At 70.9% G+C, this 15,626-nt stretch carries 15 protein-coding genes; 5 read left to right on the top strand and 10 right to left on the bottom strand.

The window, feature by feature from the left end; all coding sequences use genetic code 11:
- Positions 1-2: 2 nt before the first annotated feature.
- Together DFO65_RS11240 and DFO65_RS11235 are read right to left on the bottom strand one after the other, a co-directional pair.
- Positions 3-1,394 carry a class I SAM-dependent RNA methyltransferase gene (locus DFO65_RS11240; RefSeq protein WP_113904533.1) on the bottom strand — a complete coding sequence of 464 codons (1,392 nt, stop codon included), beginning with the start codon at positions 1,392-1,394 and terminating at the stop codon, positions 3-5.
- A gap of 6 nt (positions 1,395-1,400) precedes the next feature.
- Positions 1,401-3,305, bottom strand: a complete 1,905-nt coding sequence (locus tag DFO65_RS11235; RefSeq protein WP_113904532.1) for an APC family permease — start codon at positions 3,303-3,305, stop codon at positions 1,401-1,403.
- Positions 3,306-3,442: 137 nt separating this feature from the next.
- Here DFO65_RS11235 and DFO65_RS11230 point away from each other — a divergent pair, with 137 nt between their 5' ends.
- Entirely contained in the window at positions 3,443-4,117 is a 675-nt protein-coding gene (locus DFO65_RS11230; protein WP_113904531.1) for a potassium channel family protein, read from the top strand.
- Positions 4,114-4,779: a potassium channel family protein gene (locus DFO65_RS11225; RefSeq protein ID WP_113904530.1), complete on the top strand. Its 666-nt coding sequence runs from the start codon at positions 4,114-4,116 to the stop codon at positions 4,777-4,779. The genes DFO65_RS11230 and DFO65_RS11225 overlap by 4 nt, the downstream gene beginning before the upstream one ends.
- Here the strand turns inward: DFO65_RS11225 and DFO65_RS11220 are convergent.
- From DFO65_RS11220 to dut, 4 genes are read right to left on the bottom strand one after another with little or no spacing between them, the layout of a single operon-like run.
- Positions 4,751-5,467, bottom strand: coding sequence for a DUF3159 domain-containing protein (locus DFO65_RS11220; protein ID WP_113904529.1), 717 nt, complete (start codon positions 5,465-5,467; stop codon positions 4,751-4,753). The genes DFO65_RS11225 and DFO65_RS11220 overlap by 29 nt on opposite strands.
- Positions 5,460-5,834, bottom strand: coding sequence for an OB-fold nucleic acid binding domain-containing protein (locus DFO65_RS11215; RefSeq protein ID WP_113904528.1), 375 nt, complete (start codon positions 5,832-5,834; stop codon positions 5,460-5,462). The genes DFO65_RS11220 and DFO65_RS11215 overlap by 8 nt, the downstream gene beginning before the upstream one ends.
- Positions 5,835-5,842: 8 nt before the next feature.
- Positions 5,843-6,676, bottom strand: coding sequence for a DUF3710 domain-containing protein (locus DFO65_RS11210; RefSeq protein WP_113904527.1), 834 nt, complete (start codon positions 6,674-6,676; stop codon positions 5,843-5,845).
- 5 nt (positions 6,677-6,681) lie between these two features.
- The gene (dut, locus tag DFO65_RS11205) at positions 6,682-7,110 is read right to left on the bottom strand and encodes a dUTP diphosphatase (RefSeq protein WP_428844226.1); all 429 of its coding nucleotides are present in this window, start codon (positions 7,108-7,110) and stop codon (positions 6,682-6,684) included.
- Positions 7,111-7,219: 109 nt separating this feature from the next.
- Between dut and DFO65_RS11200 the strand changes: the two genes are divergently transcribed.
- Positions 7,220-7,687, top strand: a complete 468-nt coding sequence (locus tag DFO65_RS11200) for a DUF3093 domain-containing protein (RefSeq protein ID WP_113904525.1) — start codon at positions 7,220-7,222, stop codon at positions 7,685-7,687.
- Between the two features lie 100 nt (positions 7,688-7,787).
- Here DFO65_RS11200 and DFO65_RS11195 read toward each other — a convergent pair whose 3' ends face one another.
- Entirely contained in the window at positions 7,788-8,087 is a 300-nt protein-coding gene (locus DFO65_RS11195) for a DUF4193 domain-containing protein (RefSeq protein WP_113904524.1), read from the bottom strand.
- 290 nt (positions 8,088-8,377) lie between these two features.
- Between DFO65_RS11195 and DFO65_RS11190 the strand changes: the two genes are divergently transcribed.
- Positions 8,378-8,605: a hypothetical protein gene (locus DFO65_RS11190; RefSeq protein ID WP_113904664.1), complete on the top strand. Its 228-nt coding sequence runs from the start codon at positions 8,378-8,380 to the stop codon at positions 8,603-8,605.
- A 144-nt stretch (positions 8,606-8,749) separates the two neighbouring features.
- Here the strand turns inward: DFO65_RS11190 and DFO65_RS11185 are convergent, their stop codons facing one another.
- Positions 8,750-9,850, bottom strand: coding sequence for a ferrochelatase (locus DFO65_RS11185; RefSeq protein WP_113904523.1), 1,101 nt, complete (start codon positions 9,848-9,850; stop codon positions 8,750-8,752).
- Between the two features lie 187 nt (positions 9,851-10,037).
- Here DFO65_RS11185 and sepH point away from each other — a divergent pair, with 187 nt between their 5' ends.
- Positions 10,038-11,081, top strand: a complete 1,044-nt coding sequence (gene sepH, locus DFO65_RS11180) for a septation protein SepH (RefSeq protein WP_113904522.1) — start codon at positions 10,038-10,040, stop codon at positions 11,079-11,081.
- On the opposite strand, the gene cydC is transcribed toward sepH, so the two are convergent.
- Together cydC and cydB are read right to left on the bottom strand one after the other, a co-directional pair.
- Positions 11,056-14,589, bottom strand: coding sequence for a thiol reductant ABC exporter subunit CydC (gene cydC, locus DFO65_RS11175; protein WP_113904521.1), 3,534 nt, complete (start codon positions 14,587-14,589; stop codon positions 11,056-11,058). The two genes, sepH and cydC, sit on opposite strands and share 26 nt — an antisense overlap.
- The gene (gene cydB, locus DFO65_RS11170; RefSeq protein WP_113904663.1) at positions 14,586-15,608 is read right to left on the bottom strand and encodes a cytochrome d ubiquinol oxidase subunit II; all 1,023 of its coding nucleotides are present in this window, start codon (positions 15,606-15,608) and stop codon (positions 14,586-14,588) included. Before cydB ends, cydC begins: the two co-directional genes overlap by 4 nt.
- Between the last annotated feature and the right edge of the window lie 18 nt (positions 15,609-15,626).

Here is a 15,626-nt window from a genome sequence, read left to right as displayed (position 1 = left end):
GATCAGCGGCGCAGGACGGTCACCGTCTCGAGGTGGGCCGTCAGCGGGAAGAGGTCGAAGCCGCGCAGGCTCTCGATCTCGAACCCTCCCGCCCGCAGGGCCTTGAGGTCCCGGGCGAGCGTCGCGGCATCGCACGAGACGTAGACGAGGGTGCTCGCCCCCGAGTCGAGTAGGGAGGAGGTGACCGCCGGTCCCGCTCCGGCACGCGGAGGATCGAGGATGACGACGTCCGATTCGGGCAGGTCCGCGGCATCGACGCGGCCGACGGCGAAGTGCGCGTCGAGTCCGTCGGCGTTGATCCGCGCGGCGGCGATCGCGGCCCGGGCGCCCTCGATGCCGTGGAGCCGGGCCCCGACCTCGGCGGCGGCGCCGATGCCGAGCAGGCCGACTCCGCAGTAGAGGTCGGTGATCGTCGTCGTGTCCGCGGGCACCGCCGCGGTGACGACGGAGCTGAGCAGACTCGGGGCCTGTCGGTGCACCTGCCAGAAGCCGTCGGCGGCGACCTCGAAGCGACGCCCGAGCACGGTCTGGGTGAGGGAGTGACTCCCGCGGACGACGCGCAGCTGCCGGTGGCCGGCCGCCCCGCCGCGCCGCGAGGCACTGCGCGCCGAGGTGCGCCCGCGCGAGCGCCTCCCCGACCGTCCGACTCCCGGCCGCCCGCCGTCGGCGCCGTTCGATCCGCGACCGGATCCTGCGGGCTCCTCGGCGAGGATCGACCACTGCGGGCCCAGGGCCAGCGAGAGCTCGCTCAGCGGTCCGGATCCGGGCGCACCGCGCACGATGACCGCTCCGCGGTCGTCGGCCCAGGCGAACTCGAGGCGCTCGGCCCCGGGCAGCCGCAGGTCGGCGAGCGCCACCTCGGCGATCTCGGGGCAGGCCAGCGGCGCCGAGGCGACGGGCACGACCTCATGGCTGCGCGCGGCGAGCATTCCCGGCCGTCCCGCGGCGTCGACGGCGAGCTGCACCCGGGTGCGCCAGTCGAGGCCGGTCGTCTCCCCGGGGGCGGCCTCGACGGTCGGGGCGAGGTCGAGGTGGGCGATGCGGGCCAACTGGTCGGCGAGCACCTGGGCCTTGAGCTCGCGGCTGTGGGCGAGCTCGACGTGGGCGAACTCCATTCCCCCGAAGAGCCGGGGCCCACCGGCGATCGCGTAGCCGCGCCGGCGGTCGGGGACGCGATGGCCGGAGGGCTCGAGCACCTCGACGACCTCGGCGCGCAGGAACGTCGCCGCTTTCCCGCCGACCGTGCGCGCCCGCACGCGCTCGCCGGGCACGGCGCCCGCGACGAACACGACCTGTCCACGGTGCCGGGCGACGCAGGTGCCGCCGGCGGCGGGCCCGTCGATGAGCAGCTCCAACTCGGCCGGGGCGCTGTCAGTGGTGGGAGTCTCGCTCATGTCTGCCTATGCCTGTCTGTCCACGGGGTCGTCGGGTCCGTCTCCGGCGAACTGCCGGGAGAAGGAGCGCAGCCGCCACGGCACGGACACCACGACGACGTTGGGGACGAGCAGCAGACGATTGCGCAGCTTCAAGGCTACTTGGTTGTGGAGGAGGTGCTCCCACCAGCGTCCGACGATGTACTGCGGGATGTAGACGATGACGAGGTCCCGCGGGGAGCGGCGCCGGATCGCCTGGACGTGCGCGAGCAGCGGGCGGACGAGTTCACGGTAGGGCGAGTCGAGGACGGTGAGCGCGACGGGCAGCTCCATCTCGTCCCACTGCCTCTGCAGCGCCTCGGCGGCGTCCTCGTCGACGGCGACGGTGACCGCCTCGAGCTGACTCGAGCGGGTCACCCGCGCGTACGAGAGGGCGCGCAGGGTGGGCTTGTCGATCTCGTTGACGACGACGATCGCATGGGTGTTCGAGGGGATCGTCCGGGTGCCCACCTGGGCGTCGGGGGCGAGCTCGGCCGCCACCCGCCGGTAGTGGCGGTGGATGGCGCCCATGACGAGGAAGAGCGCGGCCATCGCGGCCACGGCGATCCACGCGCCGGCGAGGAACTTCGAGACGATGACGACGAGGAGCACGCCGGTGGCGATGACGCAGCCCAGCGCGTTGACGACGCGGTTGACCCGCATGCGCAGCCGGGCCCGGTGGTCGATGGCCAGCCGCAGCCGCTTGTTCCAGTGGAGGACCATGCCCGCCTGACCGACGACGAAGCTCGCGAACACGCCGACGAGGTAGAGCTGGATGAGCAGCGTCGCCGAGGCGCGGGTGACGATGACGAGGACGATCGCGGCCGCGGCGAGGAGGAGGATGCCGTTGGAGAACGTCAGGCGGTCGCCCTTCGTCGCCAGCTGCCGGGGCAGGAACCCGTCCCGGGCCAGCCGCGAGGCCAGTCCCGGGAATCCCTCCACGGCCGTGTTGGCGGCGACGAGGAGGACGAGGGCGGCGACGAGGACGACGAGGTAGAACATCACGGGAGCGGTGTCGAAGACCGCGTGCGCGAGCTGGGCGAGCACCGGCTCCTGCTCGTACTCGGCGCTGACGACGCTGCCGTCGGGCCGGACCAGGTGGAGATGCGGGTCGTCGACGTACTTGACCCCGGTCACCGAGGCCAGGTACGTCAGCCCCGTGAGCATGAGCGCGGCGAGCAGCCCCGACAGCAGCAGGGTGTTGCCCGCGTTCCTCCCCCGCGGCTTGCGGAACGCGGGCACCGCGGTGGCCACGGTCTGCACACCGGCCAGCGCCACCGACCCCGAGGAGAACGCCCGGAGCACGATGAGCACGGTCGCCAGACCGAGGGTCAGCTCGTCGTCGACGCCGCTGTGGGCGATCGTGTAGTCCGCGGTCTGCGCCTGCGGGGCGTCGCCGGTGCCGACCCGCAGGAGCCCCACGCACGTGGTGAGGAACACGGCGCCGAGGAACAGATAGGTGGGGATGGCGAGCAGGACGGGCGTGGCCTTCGACCCGCGCAGTCCCGCGAGGGTGATGAGGAGGATCCCGGTGATCGCGATCGGCACCCGGTACGGGGCCAGGACCGGCAGGGCGGTGGTGATGTAGGCCGCGAACACCGTCATCGACACGGCCAGGGTGAGGACGTAGTCGACGAGGAGCGCGGCCGCGACGACGAGGCCGGCGCGCGGGCCGAGGTTCTTCGACGCGACCTCGTAGTCGCCTCCGCCCGACGGGTAGGCCCTGACGTTGAGCCGGTAGCAGGCGACGATGACGAGGATGACGGCGCCGACCGCGACGCCGACCCAGGGGGCGACGCTGACGGCGAGCAGCGAGGTCAGGGACAGCGCGAGGAGGATCTCGTCGGGAGCGTACGCGACCGAGGACAGCATGTCGGAGGCGAAGACCGGCATCGCGATGCGCTTGTTGAGCGCGGGGACTCGCCTGTCCTCACTGCGGAAAGGCCGTCCAACGAGTAGTCTTTTGACGGCATCAGAAAAACTGCTGGCCACGGGCACCAATCGTAGAGCACTGCGGAGAGGAACACCCCATGCACTTCGTCATCATGGGCTGCGGCCGGGTCGGGGCGTCGTTGGCCAAGACCCTCGACGGCGGCGGGCACACGGTCGCGGTGGTCGACCGCAACCCCGATGCCTTCCTCAAGCTCGGCCGCGACTTCTCCGGCTCGACGATCACGGGCGTCGGCTTCGACCGCGACACCCTCACCCAGGCCGGCACCGCCGACGCCTATGCCTTCGCCGCGGTCTCCAGCGGCGACAACTCGAACATCCTCGCCGCGCGCGTCGCCCGCGAGACCTTCGGCGTCGCCAACGTCGCCGCCCGGATCTACGATCCCCATCGGGCCCAGGTGTTCGAGCGCCTCGGCATCCCCACCGTCCCCACCGTGCGGTGGACGGCGGAGCAGGTGATGCGCAAGCTCGTCCCCCAGGGCTCGATCACGGAGTACCGGGAGCCCTCGGGCAAGCTCGTCCTCGCCGAGGTGCACCTCGATCCCGGGTGGGTGGCCCGACCGATCCAGCAGATCGAGGACGCGACGAAGGCTCGGGTCGCCTATGTCACCCGGCTGTCCTCGGGGGTCGTCGCCCACGACGATCTGCTCATCCAGGACGGCGACCTCGTCCACCTCATGTGCCCGGTCGGCCGCCTCGGCGAGATCGAGCGGATCCTCGACCAGCCGCCAGTGATCTCCATGGAGGAAGAATGAGAGTCGTCATCGCCGGAGCGGGATCCGTCGGCCGGTCCGTCGCCCGTGAGCTCCTCGACAAGCAGCACGAGGTCCTCCTCATCGATCAGAACAAGGAGGCGCTCGGCCACGAGAGGATCCCCGGGGCGACGTGGCTGCTCTCCGACGCCTGCGAGATCGCCGGCCTCGGTGAGGCGAAGCTCGATGAGGCCGACGTCGTCGTCGCCGCCACCGGCGACGACAAGACCAATCTCGTCCTGTCCCTGCTCGCCAAGACCGAGTTCGGGGTCCCCCGGACGGTCTCGCGGGTGAACAATCCGAAGAACGAGTGGCTCTTCGACGACAACTGGGGCGTCGACGTCGCCGTGTCGACCCCACGGCTGATGACCGCTCTCGTCGAGGAGGCCGTCGAGGTCGGCGGGCTCGTCCACCTGATGAGCTTCGAGCGGGGACGGGCGGGCCTCATGGAGTTCACCGTCCACGAGTCCTCGCATCTCGTGTCCTCGCGGATCGGGGCGATCGCGTTCCCCGTCGACACCGTGCTCGTCGCGGTCATCCGCAACTCCCGGGCGTTCGCTCCGAGCTCCGACGACGTCATCGAGGCCGGCGACGAGCTCTTCTTCCTGTCCTCGCCGGACCAGCAGGAGGCCCTGCTCAGCCTCTTGCAGGCCGCCGCACGATGAGCCAGGTCATCCACAGCACGACCGCGGTCAGCGGCAGGCCCATGACGAGCTTGGCCGTGCCCAGGGGTGCGGTCAGCCCGGCGAAGTACAGCGGCGCCTGCACGAGGAGGCGGGCGACGAAGAGGCCCACCCACAGCCAGGTGACGAGTCCGTAGCGCCGCAGCGTCACCGGGTCCTGCCTCCAGCCGAAGAAGCCGCCGGGAGTCCCTGCGGCGCCCTTGAGCGCGGCGACGACGATGCCGACCGCGGGGTACCTGATGAGGATCGAGACGGTGAGCGCGAGCGCATAGCCGGCGTTGGCGAGCAGTCCGAGGGCGAAGAAGTCCTCGCTGCGCCCGGTCGAGCGGGCGACGAGCGCGCACACGACGACGCCGAGCAGTCCCCCGATGGACTGCGAGATCGGCCGCCTGGCGAACAGCGACACGACGAGGACGACGACCCCGGAGGCGACTGCGGCGATGAGCGTCGTGCGCAGCTCCTCGGTGAGGGTGAAGACGACGACGAAGACGAGGACCGGGATGATCGAGGTGATGATCCCCCACACCCCGCCGAGGGCGTCGAGGACGGAGGTCTCGGCCTTGGCCAGGGGGCTCGAGGCGGCCGCCTTCGCCAGCGAGTCGAATCCCTCGCTCCTGCCCTCCTCGGTGTCGTCCGCGGAGTCGTCCCGGGGCCTGCCCGGCTCAGTCATGGTCGTCCCCGGTCTGGATGAGCTCGTAGACAGGATTGTGGGCGACGAGCTCGCCGTCGCGTTCGCAGAATCGGCCCTCGAGGACGACGAGGGCGCCGGGCCTGAGCCCGCTGATGTCGCGCCGGCCGAGGAACTGGGCCTGGACCTCCCCGGTGCCGTCGGAGACCATGACCTTGAGCCGGGGGCTGTCGCCGATGCACGAGCGGGTCACGGCGCTGACGACCCCGGCGATGCGCGAGTGCCGGCGCGGTCTGAGCTCGTCGATGCCGATGGCGCCGGGGACCCTGCTGGCGACGCGGAGGTCGGCGCGCACCTCGGCGTCGCGGGAACCGTAGTCCCGCATCATACGGGTGAAGTGATCGAGCATGGCCCGGCTCAGCGGATCTCGGTGATTTCCGGACCGCGGGCGAACGGGTCGAGGCCCTCGTCGGCGTCGTCCTCGGGCTCCTCGTCGCGATCGACCTGGGGCGGGGTGAGGACGATGAGCTCCCGCGGGGCCATCGCCTCGGTGCCGCGGTCGACGACGACTCCGCGCAGCAGGGCGCTGAGCTCGGCGCGCACCTCGTCGTCGGTGACCGCTTTGCCGGAGAACACGGCGCGGACGAACCAGCGGGGTCCGTCGATGCCGGCGAAGCGCATCGCCCGCTTGCCGGGCCTGCCGTCCTCGGTCTTGGCGGGGATGAGCGCGGCGAGCTCCTTGCCCAGGGAGGTGTGGAGCTCGGTGGTCTCCCCGCCCTGGTTCGCGATGCCCTCGGCGAGCTGGCGGCGCACGGTGTTCCACAGTCCCTCGGAGCGGGGTGTCGCGAACGCCTGGAGCTGGACGCCTCCCCCGTCGTGGACGAGGGTCACGGCGAGCACGCGCTGCGAGTCGTCGTCGGTGTCGAGGCGCACCTGCATCCCGTCGACCACCGGCACTTTGAGGGCGCCGAGGTCGAGCCGGTTGAGCTCCGGATAGTCCTCCGAGACGTCGAAGGGTCCCTTCTCCGCCCGGTCGAACGGCGCGGACTTGCGCAGCAGCGCCTCGTCGTCGTCCTCCTCGGATTCGGAGTCGGTCGCGTCCGCGGCGGTGCCGTCCGCATCGTCGGCATCGTCGTGCTCGTCGCCGGCGACGCGGTCGGCGGCGAGATCCTCGTCACGCTCGCGCTCCGCGGCGAGATCGCGCTTCTCGGCGCCGGTCGTCTTCCTCGTCAATCGTGAGAACAGTCCCATTGTCGTCACACCCCTTCGGTGCTCAGTCCCGCTCCGACCCCACCGGTGGAGCCGAAGCCGCCTTCGCCGCGATCGCTGGTTCCCAGCGAGGGCACGAGGCGGAAGTCCGCCTGCCTGATCTCCTGGATCACGAGCTGGGCGATGCGGTCCCCGCGGGAGATCGTCATCGCCGTGTGCGGGTCCAGGTTGATGAGTGGCACCTTGATCTCTCCCCGGTAGCCGGCGTCGATGGTCCCCGGGGCATTGACCACGGTCACCCCGTGCCTGCTCGAGAGCCCCGACCGCGGGTGGACGAAACCGGCGTACCCGACGGGCAGCGCCAGGGCGATGCCGGTGGGGACGAGTCGGCGGGCGAAGGGCTCGAGGACGAAGTCGATCGTCGAGCACAGGTCCGCTCCCGCGTCGGCCGCGTGCGCGTACGCGGGCACGTCCATGCCGGGGTCGAGCAGGGCGAGTTCGATCTTCAGGGTTCCAGCCACAATGAAGCACTCTAACCTGCTCGGCTGAGCGGTCCAAAAGAATGCGCTGTGGGACAATGGAGACATGGCAACGACTCATCCCGAAACGCATGTCAACTACCTGGAGAAGGTCCGTCCGTCCCCGGGCATCTGGGCGCTCTGCGTCTGCGCCGCCGCCTCGACGGCGCTCATGGTCTTCCCCGTGTGGAGGCTCGGCGCAGTCGTCCTCCCCGTCATCGCCTTCCTCCTCCTGTTCCTGTGGATGCGGTCGCTGACCGTGCGGATCGTCGTCACCGACACCCAGCTCATCGTCGGCGAGGCGCACATCGAGCGGACGTTCGTCGCCGCCGCCCATGCCTACGACGCCGAGGCGGCTCGTGTCGCCCGGGGGGTCGAGCTCAACGCCCGCGCCTTCCTCGTCCTCCGGCCCTGGGTCAAGCCCGCCGTGAAGATCGACATCGCCGACGAGACCGACCCGACTCCCTACTGGCTCGTCTCGAGCAACCACCCCGAGGAGTTCGCCGCGGCGCTGGGCGACCGTCCCCGCGACTGACCCGCGTGCGTGGGTCCTCCGCGCCGGAGACGAATGCACGAAGGCGCCCCGGTCTCCCGGGGCGCCTTCGTGCATTCAGAGGTCGAGCGGTCGTCTGCTCTCAGCTCGCGCAGTCGGTGCAGATCGGCATTCCGCCGTCGTCGCTGGCCATCTGCGACCGGTGCCGGACGAGGAAGCACTCCATGCAGGTGAACTCGTCGCTCTGCTTGGGCAGCACCCGCACCGACAGCTCCTCGTTCGACAGGTCCGCACCCGGCAGCTCGAACCCCTCCGCAACCGCAGCCTCGTCCTCGTCGATCTTGCTCGCCTGCGCCTGAGAGCGCTGCGCCTTGAGCTGTTCGATGGAGTCACTCTTGATTTCGTCGTCGTGCTTGCGAGGTGCGTCGTAGTCGGTTGCCATGTGGCGTCTTCGCTCTCTCTGAGGGGGTACTGAAAGGGAATCCGATCCCCTTTCCGAAACGTGTCCTCAGCATTGTGCACCCTGGGGTGGGCGTTGGCAAGATCGATCGGCACGTGCGTTCAGTGATTCTCGTCACCGCATGGTCCCCTGCGATGATGCTCACACATAGGATTCTCGAAAAGCTCTGCGACAATGGACCCGTCGGAAAGCATCGACCCACGCGAGCCGATGAACGCGAACTGGGACTGTCCCCGCCCATGAGGGGCGACCAGAGGAAGGACGGATACACGATGAGTGAATTCGCAGATCAACTCGACACCAGGATCGACGATGTCCGTCAGCGCCTCCATGAGGCCCGAGCCGCCGGGGACGACTTCCTCGTCGAGAACCTCATCGACGAACTGGAGAATCTCCTGGCCCTGGCCGACCGCAACGACGTCGACACAGGGCCCATCGCCGAGGTGATCAGGGCCGAGACCGGGTCCATTCCGGTCATCGTCGAGCCCGAAGGAGCCTGAGCGTCCCGGGTGCGGTGCAGTCCGCGCTCATGACGCCATGCTCAGGCCCGCGGGCCGGGTCCGCGGGCGACGGAGAATCCCTCCCCAGCTCATCGAGCGGGGGAGGGATTCGTCGTTCTCAGCTCTCGGGGGCGGTGGGTCGGCTCACCAGTTCGGGTGGGTCGGCCGCTCGACCCGGCCGCGGCAGCAGTCGATGCTGCAGGCGCCGCTTCCCGGGCCGAGCGGACGCGTCCCGGGAATGACGGGCGTCTCGACGTCCTGCCCGCGCAGCTGGGCGACCCGCTCCTCGATGAGATCGACGAGGCCGCGGACGAAGAGCGGGTGGGTGCCCACGGTGGCGACGCGGGTGAAGGCGAGGCCCAGCTCACCGGCGGTCTCCTTCGCCTCGGTGTCGAGGTCGTAGGCGACCTCCATGTGGTCGGAGATGAAGCCGATGGGGACGATGACCACTCCTGTGATCCCCTCCCCCGCGAGCTCCTCCATCCGATCGTTGACGTCGGGTTCGAGCCACGGCACCTCGGGAGACCCGGAGCGGGAGCAGTAGACGAGCTCGGCCGGCAGGCGCATCTCCTCGGGGAGCTCGGCGAGCAGGTGCGCCATGAGCTCCTCGTGCTGGGCCCGGTACCCGTTCGTCTCGACCGCGGAGGCGTCCTGCATGACGTCGGGGATCGAGTGCGTGACGAAGAGGATGCGGTGACGGTCGGCGTCGAGCGCTGCCACCTGGGAGCGGAAGTCCTCGAGCCCCTCCGTGAGCAGTGCCGCGCACGCGTCGGCGTAACCGGGATGGTTGTAGAACTGCCGGATCTTCTCGATCGAGACCTCGTGGCCCTCGTTCCGCATGCTCTCCACCGTCCGGGCGAAGTCCTCCCGGTACTGCCGGCACGAGGAATAGGAGGAGTACGCCGAGGTGTCGATGGACAGGAAGCGGGTCCGGCCCGCCTCGACCTCGGCGCGGACCTCGTCGGTGAGATAGGGCTCCCAGTTCCGATTGCCCCAGATTAGCGGGGTGTCGATGCCGCGCCGGTCGAGTTCGGTCCGGAGTGCGGCGAGCAGCGCCTTGTTCTGGTCGTTGATGGGCGAGCGCCCGCCGAATCCGAAGTAGTGCTCACCCACCTCTTCAAGCCGCTCCTCGGGGATGCCGCGTCCGGCGGTGACGTTCTTGAGGAAGGGGACGACTTCTTCTGGGGCCTCCGGTCCTCCGAAGGACATGAGGACGAGAGTGTCGATGGGTGCTGTCGTATTCACGTCCTCGATTTTACCGCGTGTAGAGAATCAATGCCGGTTGTCCGCACAGTGAGCCGATTCCACTCACCGTCGGGCCGTCCGCAGGCGAAACGGCGCGGGATTTCGCGACTCGCGAGGGAATCTGCCCGACTCGCGGACGCGGACGTGACAGGATTCAAGTCGAGACTGCGATTAAGGAGCCTGGGCAATGCGTGAATTGAGCTTGAATGGAGTCGACGCCGACGGCACCCACCTGCTGCTGAAGGACGACGACGGTCAGCAGTACCGGCTGCCCTTCGACGAGGCTCTCTACGCGGCCGTCCGCAAGGACCGCGCCGCCGTGAGGAGGGACACCCCTGTGCGTCCCCGCGACATCCAGGCGATGATCCGCGGCGGGATGAGCGCCGAGGAGGTCATCGCCGCGACCGGTGCCGACATCGAGCAGGTCCGCACCTATGAACGCCCCGCCCTCGCCGAGCGTGCGCACATGGCCCACCGGGCCAGCCGGCACCCGATCTACTTCGACCACGACCCCAATGGGGATCCGACCCCGCTCGTCGAACTGTGCCAGACGCGCCTGGCGATGCGCGACGTCGACATCGAGACGATGGACTGGGACGCCTGGAAGCAGCAGGACGGCAACTGGTACGTCCAGCTCTCGTTCACGGCGGCCGAGCGCACCCGCACGGCCGGGTGGAACTTCTACCGCAACTCGCTCACCCCCCTCGACGACGAGGCGAAATGGCTCTCCGATTCGGGACCGACCGACACCGGGCCCATCCCCCACTACGGGTCGGGGGTCGAGCGCCAGCGGCAGACGGAGGAGATCGAGCCCCTCACCCCGGCGGCGACTCCCGAGGAGACCCCGGCGGTGCGCGACCATCAGGCCGAGACCGGCCGGATCCTCGAGAACCTGCGCAGGAGGCGCCGGGACGAGGACGAGCCGCGGGCGCGTCTGCGCGCGGTGACCGAGGACCCCGAGACGCATCCGCAGGGAGCGCACACCGCTCCGGGCCGCCCCGAGGCCGCCACCGACGACGAGGTCTTCGCCTTCGAATCCGACGAGGAGCAGGAGCCGACCCTCGAGGTCGGGCGGTTCGACGACGACAATCAGCTCTCCCTGCTCAACGAACCGGGGGTCAGCGACGACGCCGATCAGTACCGGTCGACCGAGTCGAAGGCGAAGAAGAAGAGCAGCCGCGCCTCGATCCCGAGCTGGGACGAGATCATGTTCGGCTCGAAGCGGGACTGAGCCGACCGGCACCGAGGTCGACGACCCGATCGTCCGGCTCTATGAGCCGCCGGTCGTGGGTGACGAGGACGACGGTGTGGCCGACCAGGCCCTGTCGGAGCCGCGCGAGCATCCCGGCGGCCGTCGCGCGGTCGAGGTGCGCGGTGGGCTCGTCGAGGACGATGACGCCCGCTCCGCTGAGGATCGTCCTGGCCACGGCCAGCCTCTGCCGCTGACCGCCCGAGATCTCCGCGCCGCGGTCCCCGACCCACCTGTCGAGTCCTTGGGCGTTGGCCCATTCGCCGAGGCCCGCGCGGGTCAGGGCATCGCACATCTGGGAGTCGCTCGGCGTCTGCTCCCTCGCGATCGCGAGGTTGCCCCGGACGGTGGAGCGGAACACGTGCGCCTCCTGCGGGCACCAGGCGAGTGCACCGGCCACCTCTGCGGCCGCGAATCCGAGGACGTCGACATCCTGCCCCGTCGTCGTGCCCGCCCGGTAGCGTCCCGACCACGGGTCGAGGAATCTCAGCAGGACTCCCACCGTCGTCGACTTGCCGCTGCCGGACTCGCCGACGACGACCGTCCACCGATCGACGTCCGCGCGCAGGTCGAGATCCTCGACCACGGCCCGTTCCTCCCACCCGACGGTGATCCCCTCGAGGGCGAGCGAGGTCAATCGCGGCGCCCGCCCTGCCGCCGTCGGCTGCGCCGCAGGGTCCTCATCGTCGGCGCCGACGTGCGCACGTGCGACGGGCAGCCGGTCGAGGACGAGGCCGAGCTGGGGCAGCGCGCGCCATGCCGTGAGGGAGGAGGAGAGGACGTCGGTGAGGCCGACGGTCATGAGGACGACGACGGCGAGGACGCCGGTCGGGGCGGAGCTCGTCGCCGCGACGGCCACCGCGGCCGCTGCCGTGGCGACCTGGATCGCGAGCTGAGCGGCGCCGTACACCCTCGCGGATCTCGACTGGGCGTCGGCGAGATCCGCCTCGGTCGTGGCGAGGCGGTCGAGCACGGACCCCGCGGCGCGGTTGGCTGTGAGGTCGACCGTGGCCGCGAGCGCTCGGGTGACGAGGGAGAGGATGCGGGCCCTGCCGGACCGCATCCGCGCCGCCACCGGGGCCTGAGCGCGCACGAGCAGCGCCGGGACGAGCAGCAGGCCGAGGCCGGCGAGCACGAGGAGGATCGGCACCGCGGTCGGGAGGAGGAGACCGGTGGTGGTGATGATGGCCGCGACGACCATGAGCGCGACGATCGGCGGGACGAGGGCGCGGGGCACGAGGTCGCGGAGGTCGTCGGCGTCGGCGATCATCGTGCGCAGCGCGGTGTCGGAGGTGAGCAGCGTCCGATCGCCCGACCCGGAGCGTTCGAAGTGCGCCCAGAGCCGCGAGCGCAGCGCCGTGAGCGAGGCGAAGATCGCCGAATGGAGCGTGAGCCGGCTGAGGTACTGCAGGAGTGAGCGGCTGAGCCCGAAGAACCGCACCCCGACGATCGCGACCAGGAGGGTCATGATGGGCGGTTGGTGGGAGGCCTCGACGATGAGCCAGGCGGAGACGGCGGTGAGGGCGATCGCAGCGAGGCTCGCCGCGCACGAGGCGAGCAGGGCGAGGACCATGTCGCGGCGAAGCAGCGGCATGCTCGCCCGCAGCGCGGACCAGCGGCGCCGCAGGCTCCCGGGCGCCGGCGCGGAACCGCGTCCGCCATCGGGTCGGTGCGTACCCTCGAGGCCGTCCGCCGGCCGGGGATCGACGGTTCCCCGGGCGCTGTGGGGAGTCGCCGCCGGGATCGCGCTCACGGCCGGCTCCACTGGAGCGGACTCTCCGCCCACCGGTGCAGGCTCCTCCGCCGATCCGGGTGCGACCGCCGGTGCGACCACATCCGCCGGTGCGCCCACCTCCGCCGGTGCGCCCACCTCCGCCGGTGCGTCCACATCCGCCGGTGCGGTCTCCCACGGCGCGATCTCGTGGTCGGCCAGGTCGAGCACGTGCTCGTCGTGGCTGGCCAGAACGATGCGCAGCCGGGTCGAGACCGCCGCGATCATGCCGATGACCAGGGCGGCACTCTCCTCGTCGAGGTGGGCGGTCGGCTCGTCGAGCACGAGCACCTCGGCGCCGGCGTCGACGCGGGCGGCAGTGCGGACGAGCGCGAGGCGACGCTGCTGGCCCGGGCTCAGTGCGGCGATCGGTGCGCTCGCCGGAATCCCCAGGTTCGCCGAGGCCAGTTCCTCTCGCGCCCGCGCGGGATCGAGCCCGAAGACCGCGAGCTCCTCCCCGACCGTCTCGGCGAAGAACCGGGGTGTCTGCGGGACATAGGCGCAGTCGAGCTGCACGGCCGACGTCGCCGAGGTGCGCGGGAGGGTGCCGGTGAGTGCGGCCAGCACGCTCGACTTGCCGGAGCCGGTGGCTCCGGTGATCGCCGTGACGCCAGGGGCCGCGGGGATCTCCCCGGTCCACGTGATCGTCGTGCCGTCACCGTGGACGACCCGACCGGCGGGCCCGCCGGACTCGATCATGGCCTCGGTGGCCGCATCGGCCGGGGGCCCGGCGACGGTGCCGGCGGGGCCCGCAGAGCCGGTGCCGGCGGCGTCGGCATCCGCGGTGTCCGCGTGGGCCGACTGCTCGCCGGCGATGAGCTCCCGGGCGCGGTCGTAGGCGTCGCGGCCGTTCTCACTGGCGTGGAAGCCCGCGCCGAGCTGCCGCAGCGGGTTGAAGCACTCGGGGGCCAGGAGGAGGACGAACAGTCCCGAAGCCAGGTCCATGCTCCCCGACACCAGGCGCAGACCGATGACGACGGCGACGAGGGCGACGGAGATCGTCGCGATGAGCTCGAGGGCGAGGCTCGAGAGGAACGCGATGCGCAGGGTCGTAAGGCTCGCCGAGTGGTAGTCCGCGCCCAGCTTCCGCAGGGCGCGGGCATGGTCGCGGGAGCGGCCGACCCCGATGAGGACGGGCAGGCCGGCGGCGAGCTCGGCGAGGTGGTCCGACATCCGGGCGAGCGCCGTGGTCGTCGCGGCCGTCGAGTCGGCGGTGTAGCGGCCGATGAGGACCATGAAGACCGGCACCAGGGGCAGGCACGCGGCGATGATCACGGCCGAGAGGGCATCGGTGAACACGATCCGGACGAGGAGGGTCGCGGGCACGACGGCCGCGGCGCTCAACGCCGGGACGACGGTCGTGAAGTAGTCCTCGAGGTCGTCGACGCCGCGGGTGACGGCGACGGCGGTGCTCGCCCGGGCGCGCGCCCGCCCCCGCAGCAGGGTGGTGAGGATGGAGGACCGCAGCCGGCCGTGGGCGGCCGCGGCGGCACGCGTGCCCCACTGCTCGTCGATCCACAGTCCCGCGCCCCGCAGCCCGGCGCCGAGGAGGCCGAGCGTCCACCACAGGGCGGGATCGCCCGCGGACACGATCGCGCGGACGAGCGCCTCGGCGAGGAGGACCAGCCCGACGGCCCGGGCCAGCGCCGAGCCGACCGGGACGGCGAGGCCGCGGCGGCCGCCCGGCTGCTCGAACAGGATGCGCAGCGGCGAGCTCATGAGCGGATCGCCACGGGCAGCCGGTGCGCCTCGGGGATGTGGGTCTCGCGCAGCCGGCCGAGGAACATCCTGTAGCTGAAGATCTGGTACCCGATGATGATCGGCAGGAAGATCACGGTGACGACGAGCATGACGCCCAGGGTGTACTCGGACGACGACGCCGAGGCGATCGTCAGGGAGTGCGCGGGATCGAGCGTCGACGGCAGCACGACGGGGTAGACGCCTGAGAACACGGCGCCGAGTCCTGCGACGAGGTAGACCCCGTGGAGGACGAAGGCCCGCTTCTCCGCCTCGGCGCGCACGGCGACGATGGCACCTGCGAGCGCCCCGACGGCCACGGCGACGACGAGAAGCAGCCAGGTCCGGGAGAGCGCCGCGGTGGCGAACCACACGAGGAACGGAACGGAGGCCGGGACGATCGCGCGCAGGGCCCACCGCCGGGCCCTGGCCCGAATCGGTCCCTCGGTCTTGAGGCCGAGGTAGATGAGAGCGTGGACGAGGGAGAAGCCGACCGCACCGAGACCGCCGATGACGGCCGGCCACCCGAGCCAGGCGAAGGCGCCTCCGACGAGGTCCCCGTGCTCGTTGAGCGGCAGTCCCGTCGAGGTAACGGCGAGCAGGGCGCCGACGAAGAACGCCGTGCCCAGCGACCCCAGCGCCATCGCCCAGGTCCAGGTGCTGCGCCACGCCCGGGTGTGGCCCTTGCCGCGGTACTCGATGGCGACGGCGCGGAAGATGAGTGCGAGCAGGCACAGTGTCAGGGGCACGTAGAGCGCGCTGAACAGGGAGGCGTACCAGTGCGGGAACGCGGCGAAGGTGGCGCCGGCGGCGGTGATGAGCCAGACCTCATTGCCGTCCCACACCGGGCCGATCGCGTTGAGCAGGACGCGTCGGCGCCTCTCGTCCCGGCTGAAGACCGGCAAGAGCATCCCGACGCCGAGGTCGAAGCCGTCGAGGAAGAGGTACCCCATCCACAGCACGATGATGAGGACGAACCAGATCGTTGCCAGTGTTTCCATCGTCATGACTCCTCAGCA

Origin of the sequence: Brevibacterium sanguinis (assembly GCF_003315415.1) — a bacterium.
Classification (GTDB): Bacteria; Actinomycetota; Actinomycetes; order Actinomycetales; family Brevibacteriaceae; genus Brevibacterium; species Brevibacterium celere_A.
This window is presented reverse-complemented; position numbering and strand designations above follow the sequence as displayed.